The sequence below is a fragment of the Bartonella sp. AP331QHHD genome (genome assembly GCF_042195905.1).
Lineage (GTDB): Bacteria > Pseudomonadota > Alphaproteobacteria > Rhizobiales > Rhizobiaceae > Bartonella.
Genome location: NZ_JBHIPG010000022.1, coordinates 1 through 8,690 on the forward strand (window position 1 = coordinate 1; position 8,690 = coordinate 8,690).

The 8,690-nt window shown below is 39.6% G+C and carries 6 protein-coding genes; 3 read left to right on the top strand and 3 right to left on the bottom strand.

The window, feature by feature from the left end; genetic code table 11:
* The first annotated feature begins 397 nt into the window (after positions 1 to 397).
* A complete protein-coding gene (locus tag ACFIMS_RS02270) occupies positions 398 to 2,386 on the top strand; it encodes a M23 family metallopeptidase (protein ID WP_375689189.1) in 1,989 nt (662 codons plus the stop codon).
* A 907-nt stretch (positions 2,387 to 3,293) separates the two neighbouring features.
* On the opposite strand, the gene ACFIMS_RS02275 is transcribed toward ACFIMS_RS02270, so the two are convergent.
* The 3 genes from ACFIMS_RS02275 to ACFIMS_RS02285 form a co-directional block, all read right to left on the bottom strand.
* Complete coding sequence (locus ACFIMS_RS02275; RefSeq protein ID WP_375678891.1) at positions 3,294 to 4,721, bottom strand: sensor histidine kinase; 1,428 nt, start codon at positions 4,719 to 4,721, stop codon at positions 3,294 to 3,296.
* A gap of 224 nt (positions 4,722 to 4,945) precedes the next feature.
* Complete coding sequence (locus ACFIMS_RS02280) at positions 4,946 to 5,500, bottom strand: RNA polymerase sigma factor (protein ID WP_375611691.1); 555 nt, start codon at positions 5,498 to 5,500, stop codon at positions 4,946 to 4,948.
* A gap of 7 nt (positions 5,501 to 5,507) precedes the next feature.
* Positions 5,508 to 5,711 (bottom strand): NepR family anti-sigma factor, encoded by a 204-nt coding sequence (locus ACFIMS_RS02285; protein ID WP_375610684.1) that lies wholly within the window; start codon positions 5,709 to 5,711, stop codon positions 5,508 to 5,510.
* Positions 5,712 to 5,879: 168 nt separating this feature from the next.
* Between ACFIMS_RS02285 and ACFIMS_RS02290 the strand changes: the two genes are divergently transcribed.
* Both ACFIMS_RS02290 and ACFIMS_RS02295 read left to right on the top strand, forming a co-directional pair.
* On the top strand, positions 5,880 to 6,674 hold the full coding sequence (locus ACFIMS_RS02290) for a response regulator (protein ID WP_375607013.1): 795 nt from the start codon (positions 5,880 to 5,882) through the stop codon (positions 6,672 to 6,674).
* A gap of 22 nt (positions 6,675 to 6,696) precedes the next feature.
* Positions 6,697 to 7,710, top strand: coding sequence for a sensor histidine kinase (locus tag ACFIMS_RS02295; RefSeq protein WP_375611690.1), 1,014 nt, complete (start codon positions 6,697 to 6,699; stop codon positions 7,708 to 7,710).
* Positions 7,711 to 8,690: the final 980 nt, after the last annotated feature.

Sequence of the window (8,690 nt, forward strand, 5' to 3'; positions counted from 1 at the left end):
TTTTTTTTAAATAAAATAACCCAAACTTTACCAATAAAATATTGAACAAAAAATCCTATTTCAAAACATTATTGGAAAAATCTGCCTTCATAAAAATAAAACATGAAAACAGCAAGGAGTTCAAAGAGAGCATGGCGCCTTTAAAGTAAAATATAGCACCCCATTGCAATGCATAAAAATAGGAAGTTGCCTAGGAATGAGTTAATCACAATAACGCTTGTTTTATGCTACTTTAATAGAGAAAATTTTCTGCGCAGATACGATTTATAAAGACATTGCTGTATAAAGAGAATCGCATGATCTGTAATTTGTAAAAAGAATCAAATTCCTGTAGAAGCATGCTAAGCTATCTATCTAGCTTTCTTTATTTAATATTGAAAAGTACTCTTATAAATCTATGTGGGATAACGAACAACAAAAAAACGATCCTGGACAAGACCCTGCTCTTGTCGTCAAGCGCTTGCGGCCTGCGCGCCGACAGGTCTCTGCTCGTTGGCTTACGGGAACCATTCTGACAGGAATCACTTCCTGCATTCTTATGGGGATTGCACTTTTTACGGCTCTTGATGAACAACAGCGATTGGTAACACCGCCACAATGGTTTACGCAAGAAAACCTATCAGAATCACAAGACCCTGAGGCCAATGGCTATAAAGGTGATCGTATTTCTCCCACCCATGCAAGGCAAAGCTTTGACAGAAAACGTCAATTTGAATTATCGATTCTACAAAAAAAAGGCGATGAAAAAGTCATTCAAACACAACATTTTGAATGGATTCGTATGGCTTTAGCCGAAAATCGCCCCCAGAAATATAGCTATCCAAAATTTGATTCTTTAAGCATTCTTGCTAGTGATACGAAAAATCAAAATATCGCACCACAAGAAGATTCTGGGCAGATTTATGGAGCAAAGGTTGAAACAAAACTCACCTTACGCAGCTATGATTTTAAGGTAAATCAATTCGATTTTGATGACAGCGACACATTGACAGATGAAGAGGCACAACAAGAAGTACAAAAAGCTGGATTTACTTTAGAAAAGAGCTCCGAACTTCTTTCAGTTCTCACATTGATTGATCCTTTAAAATTAGAAGATGTATCCTCCCCTTCCCAAGGCACAGAATCCCCTGAAGTTCGAATCGTTCAAGAAAATGTAACCGTTTCTCCTCAAAGTCACCGTATCGATCTGACGAAAAACTATGTTGAAGATATTATTCCTATTCGTAAAAAACAAACGATAGCCGATGCTTTCAAAAAAACCAGTTATACAAAAAAGCAAATTGACCAGGTTGTAAAAACGCTAGAAAAAATAAGCCTTTCCGATTCCCTTAAAGAGGGAAGCCTTTTACGCATTGGTATCGTGACACAAGCTGGTGAAGAAGACCATCTCGTACGCGCAAGTATCTATCAAGGAATGCATCATATTCTCACCATTGCCCTGAATGATAAAGGCCAATTCATTGAAAGCACAGAGCCTAAAATGTCTAAAGCACTTAAAACGGCTTTTCAAAATGGTATTCCACATTCTTATATCAATAGCGCGCAATTACCAACGGCTTATGATGCACTCTATAGTGCTTTGCTAAGCCATAATATATCACAATCTCTCTCTCATCGTCTTATTCGTCTGCTAGCCACCAATATTGACATGAAAAGTCCGATAACACCCAATGATCAGATCGAAATATTTTATGCTGTACCACAAAGCGATAAAGAAAACAAAAACGGCAAAAAGAATTTGAAAGCAAAGGAATCATCCAAGAACGCTGATCCAGAAATTCGTTATATTAGTGCAACTTTTGGGAATACAACTTATAAATATTACCGTTATCAATTAAAAGATGGAAGCGTTGATTATTATGATTCTGAAGGGAAAAGTTCAAAGCCTTTCTTGTTGCGCAAACCCACACCAAATGGCATTTTTGGCTCTCCCTTTGGTCCACGCAAACATCCTATTTTAGGCTATATTCGCATGCATACGGGTGTTGATTGGGTTGCTCCTAAAGGATCACCCATTATTGCTGTAGGAGATGGTATTGTCACAAAAGTAGGTGTAACAGGTGGCTATGGAAATCATACGGAAATTCAACATGCCAATGGATATGTCAGCAGTTATTCACACCAAAGTCGTTATGCACCAGACATCAAACCAGGCGTGAAAGTACGACAAGGACAAATTATTGGGTATGTTGGATCAACAGGAATGGCAACCGGTCCCCATTGTCATTTTGAAATCATTGTCAATGGCGTCAAAGTTGATCCCATGCGCATTCGTATACCGGATAGCAAAGCCTTAACCAATCAAGACCTACAAACATTCCTACAAGAAAAAAACAACATTGATGCCTTGATTAACAGCCCAATAGCACCCTCCGAAGAGACTTAAAGCATGAAAGCATCTGCATTTTTACGACTCAAAACATCTAAAAAATATGCTTGAGCGCTTAATTTTTTTCAAAGAGATTTCCGCATTTTAAATATCTATTAAAGAATACGCCGAAAGATGCCACCACCCAAGGTCGCATCACAATGATTAAAAATAAAACGCCCTCCCCTTTTCTGGTTTACGCACAATAGAAAAGTGAAAAATATGAAACCCCAAAAGGCTAACTCTTCTTGTTTATTTTATCAAAACGATAGCCCGTCCTTATTGCCATGCAATAAAATCTCAAATCAAAGGTGAGTTTTTCTAAAGAACGAAGATTCTAAAACCCATATCATTCTATAAACAACCCGACTTCTTGTTGCACAGATTCCACTGGTTGAGCACTGATGCTGTTTAAAGCCCTGAAGGAGGGAGGGCATGAGTTTTTTACAAGCGCGTTTTACCTTAAAAATATTTCTCCCACACGCTTACAAAAACACCCTATATTTAAATTTTAACAGCCCTTACAAAAAATAACAAAACTTGAAAAAACTCTCTCTTTGCAAAGCAATAGAGCTTACGAATATAAGTATTATTGGCTCAAAGAAGTTCTTATTCAAAATAAATTTAAAGGCTAACTTAAGCACTTCAAAGCTCTCAGACAAGGAGAACTTTGAAAGCCGATCATCGGAGTCAACAAAGCAAAAAAACAACAAGAGAGAAAATCAAACATTACACCAAAAGATAAAGAAGCAAAGTTGTTTCTCTTGAAGGCAATTGACAATCTGATATGAATGGTGCTGTGTTCGCGCTACTGAAGCCGTATTTTTCCTTCTTCTTGTGAAAAGATGCCCTCCCCATACATTCACGATGAATGAAAGGCAGCTTACCACGAGAAAAGAGAAAATTTACCCTTTTAAAAAATCAGTCAGAGCTTTTTTTTTGAACTATTCATGCTAAGTTTTGGCAAAGGAATGACAATCTTTGTGCCTCCTAAAGCAGAAGTTTCAAACAGAGGTTTTTCACCAAATTGCATACAGAGCTGTTCCACGACCACACGACCAAGTCCTGTTTTTTGTTTTAAAGTTTGGCTTTTCATTCCCACGCCATCATCTTCTACAATGAGCATCAATTGTCCATCTTTCTGGGGACCAAAGGAGATATAAATATGACCAGACCGTTGATCAGGAAAGGCATGTTTTAAGGAATTTGTCAGCAGTTCACCAAGGATAATTCCAAGTGTTGTCGCATCTCTTGAAGACAGGCGACAATCTTTAAAGTTGGTGTGAATGGTGATGTTTTCACGCAATTCAAAAGGGACTGCCAATTCGACATCATGCACAACAGAGCTGAGAAACTCTGCCAATAGTGTCGTTTCCATATCATCACTTAAGCGCAAACGACGATGTGCTGTAGAAATTGTCTGAATACGATCACGTGCAGCCCCTAGAACAGCACGGACCTCTTCATTTTTGCTCCGGTTTAACTGGAGCCCCAACAAAGAAGACACCGTCCCAAGAGAATTGCCAATGCGATGGCTTGCATCCTGCAACAATATTTCAACCCGTTGGCGTTCTTTTTCAGCGTGATTACGTGCTCTTTCTAATTCTTGTGTTCGTTCTTTCACGCGGGCTTCCAGAGCGATATTTTCACTATGAAGCAGCAATTGATACAATTTTAAAGAGCGCATATCACGATGAAAACGATTAATAACAAAATAGGCAGAAATAAAGGTACTCACAACGGAAACAATAGCCGCCAATGTCAAAGCCGCCCGCATCAATGCGATACCCTCACGCTGTTTTTGTCGCACCACATCATCCCCATTAATAAAGCTTGTCATCAATTGAGCTAAACGTGCTACAGGAATCTTTGATACTTCCAAAGAGTCCGCATGAGAAGGTTGAGAAGGTTGTTCAGGAATCGCATCAAGAGCACGCATATGGGCATTCATAAAGGCTTTTCGTGCTTCAACCTCTTCTTTAAAAGCCGTAAACCATTTATACCACTGCGGATGCGCATAAACAATAAGTGCGATATAGTCGAGAATATTCCCCAACTCCCGCTCTGCATTTTCAAAACGTATTTTATCTTCCGCCTTGCGCGTTTTTGCATAGCTGCGGTCAGCAACAGCCATATCAATCAGGCTAATAAGGACCAAATCAGCCTGTTCGCGCAATTCTGAACTTGTATTCAACTGTGCGACTTCTCGATCAACGGCATTTGAAAGCAACATAATAAAAACCGATGCCAAAAGAGCCATAACAAGAGAAACAACAATCGCACCCCACCGCCAGCGTGATATCGTTGCATCAGAAGAAGGCATTTGAGGCATCAAATTTGTTTTTGTTGTCATAGAATGTCCATTGGCGAACTTGAAAGTCGTCATTTTTCAGCACAAAGGAAGGCAACCTTATGGAACATAAAACCTAAAGCCCGTGAGAAAGTTTTATACAGGCTTTTCTTGTGTTCCTAAGGATACACGCCAAACTTCTGAATTCCCTCAGATACTGACTTTACTGTAATAGCTATAACGGGAATAAAAAAAACAAGGCTATCAATCATAATTATTATGCTTTTTTAGCCGTTAAATGAACACAATGTACTTCCAGCTGAGTAAGAATCAGGACCATAATCAGACTCACCATTGACTTTAAGAAGTTCTTGTAATCGATTACGCGCCCTGCTCACACGGCTTTTAATGGTTCCAACAGCACAACCACAAATAGCCGCAGCATCTTCATAAGAAAATCCCGATGCGCCAATGAGAATAATGGCTTCTCTTTGATCGGCAGAAAGCAAATTTAAGGCTTTTTTGAAATCTTGTAAATCAAGCGATCCATATTGAGCAGGATGAACAGCGACATTTTGAGTAAACACGCCATCGGTATCTTGAACTTCTCTTCCCTTTTTACGCATTTGACTATAAAATTCATTGCGCAAAATGGTAAAAAGCCAAGCTTTAAGATTAGTTCCCATCTCAAAACTATCTTGCTTAGCCCATGCCTTCATAACAGTATCTTGGACCAAATCTTCGGCTTTATCGTGCTTGCCACTTAAAGAAACAGCAAAAGCTCGTAAAGCCGGCAACACAGAAAGGAGTTCTTGTTTAAAGTTTTTCGCGCACTTTGACATAAAGGATTCAAACCTTTTCCACATTGTTTAAGCCAAATTGCTCTGCGCGCTCCAACTTCTCTAAAAGCTCAAGCAAACACCGTGGCAGTGCTTCTTCTTGAATTTCCATGTAAAATTGACGTAACTTCCGTGCTATTTCGCTATTGACCCCGAGAAGATCATCTCCAACTCTAAATTGTGTGGTGAGATTTTTTTCATCACGGTCGTTCATTTTTCATCCCCCTAATCCATATATTACTGGTAGCACCGCGAAGAATTTTTCGCCTTATGGTTGTAAATATAGCTGCCGGTAAAAAGTTCCATACAAATCAAGGAACTTTTTTATCGGTTGAGAATTTCAACCAACAAAATGCTTGAAAGGTCAAAGGAGTTATAAATTATGTCATTATCAACGCGCATTGCCCCGCATCTTCCCTATCTTCGGCGTTTTGCCCGCTCTGTCACCGGTAGCCAATCCTCTGGCGATGCCTATGTTTCAGCGATGTTGGAAGCACTCATTGCCGACATCTCCATTTTTCCCAAAGCCTCCACTGACCGAATTGGTACCTATTGGCTTTTTTGCCATCTTTTTGACCAAACCACACCAAACATCCCAGAACCCCTGCCCCAATTTGGTCTTGAACAAAAAACCAGTGCCAAATTATCCTATCTCACACCCCGTGCACGCCAAGCATTTTTGCTCATTGCCGTTGAAGGATTTCATGAACAAGACGCCAGCGAAATCATGAATCTGGATACGAAAGAATTTCGCAAGCTTCTCAACCAAGCATCCATTGATATTTCTCAACAAATTGCCACTGAAGTCATGATTATTGAAGATGAACCTCTTATTGCACTTGATATTGAGCAAATGGTAGAAAGCCTAGGTCATCATGTTGTAGGAATAGCGCGCACGCGTGATGAAGCTGTCATCATGTATCATAAGAAAAAACCACGGTTGATTTTGGCTGATATTCAATTAGCCGATAACAGTTCAGGGATTGATGCGGTCAACGAGATTTTGAAAAATGACCGTATACCGGTGATTTTCATCACGGCTTTTCCCGAAAGGCTTCTCACTGGCGAGCGTCCAGAACCAACTTTTTTAGTGACCAAACCTTTTAACCCTGATATGGTGAAAGCGCTTATTTCCCAAGCTTTATTTTTTCAAGAGAATGCTTCTAAAGCGGCTTAGAACAGGGTAACATCTTAAAATTATGATCGTTACGCCTCTTTCAAAGCCTCCCATGGATAAATCTCATATGAGTGCGCTCATGCAAGCGATTCGTGGTGCTGATATTTGCGTTCTCTATCAGGCAACAAATCTGGTTTATTTATGGGCTGAAAACTTGCCACACCATTTGCACAATAAATGGCGGGTTGGGTGTCGTGACAGCGACTTTTTTTCGCTTGACCTTGCAGACAATATGGAAACCATCAAACTGCAAGTTTTAGCCAGTGGCAAAATGCAAACTGTTGAAGCACGTTTTGAAGATACAAACAAACAAGAGATTTGGTACAAATTTTCTATTGATTGCCACCGCAATGATAACGAAGACATTATTGGTATTATCACCACCGGTGTCAATATTTCCGGCTTACGCCGCCGTGAACAAGTGCTTAAAATCCTTCTTCGCGAAGTCAGTCACCGTTCTAAAAATCTTCTAGCGATCATTCAAAGTATTGCCAGCCAAACCGCCCGCTATACTGAATCTCTTCAGGTTTTTTTACGAAAATTTCAAGGTCGTCTTCATTCTCTTTCTCATTCTCAAGATCTGATCACTGATTCCGATTGGCGCGGTGCTCAATTTCGCGAATTGGTCCAAACGCAGGCTTTAGGTTATTTTATGAAAGAAACAGAACGTTTTTCACTTGAAGGCGTCGATCCTTATCTTTTTCCCAATGCCGCTTTGCATATCGGTTTGGCTTTTCATGAACTGATTGTCAATTCTCTTTCTTTTGGAGCCCTTTCCCAAGAAAAGGGGAGCATCTGTGTACGCTGTGAAATTGAAACAAAACTGAATGGCAAAACGCAACTTATCATCACTTGGCATGAAAATTTTGAATCCGGCATCCCTCCCACAAACAATAAAAAAGCCTGTTTTGGTAGTGCCGTTCTCGAAAAAATCGTTCCCATTTCCGTGAATGGTTCAGCTTCCCTCAAATTGACACAAGAAGGAATTGTCTATTGCCTCTCTGTTCCTGATACTTATTTTGATATTTTTTCTTAAAAGAGCATTTTAAACAATGAACAAGAGAATTTTCCCCTTTTTTAGCAAAATGTCTCATCTGTTTATTAAGCACAAAGATATTTTCCAACCTCTTTAAACCAACCTCTATAGTCCCCCAATAGTTCCGCAAAACCTTAACGATGAGAACTGAAAGCCACATAAAATCCATTCCCGCTGTCAATCAACTTCCATCCCTCATATAACCGGCATATTTTAAAACAGAAACCAAAACGATAAAGAGCAAACCGTTTCAGCTTTTATATGCCAAATAAAAGCGAGCCTATTACCCATCTCTTTTTGTGTAATTTTCGCAATGCGTATATAATTTTATTTTGGCAGAATATGAAATTTCAAGGAGTAAAGCTAATATCCATCATCACTCTTCAGCTTTACGGGCTTAAAGCATCCACGACAACGACAATTAATTGATGTAAATTACACATTTTATGCTTTTATTTATCGCATTCTTTAATGGAGATATCCTCTTCAGTTACAATAGGGCATCCTAAAACAGGATACACTTGTGTTCCTCATTCACGCACTTTTTTAATATTTCCCAGCGCATCCACGCTCATTTCAAAACAGTATGTGTAAATAAGATATAATAGCCCCCGTAAAGTGAACCATCAAAACCGCCCCTTGTTACGCCACGTCCTTCTTTACCTTCATGCCCCTTTTCACTTCATAAAAGTAGTAGCTGAGCATCATCATACCATTTGTCTCTCATGTTACAACAGCCATTGACCTTTGAGAGCGTCCATAAGAGGCATTTCAGTCTTTTTTCAAATATTACTCACCGACATAGAGCCCCCCACACACCCTTTTATGACGTGCAAGCCAATGACTTTGATTAATTCACTATAGAACCCGCATCTCAAAGGGGAACCGACATCTCAAAGGGGAACCGACATCTCAAAGGGGAAAACCCATCTCAAAGGGGAAAACCCATCTCAAAGGGGAAAACCCATCTCAAAGGGGAA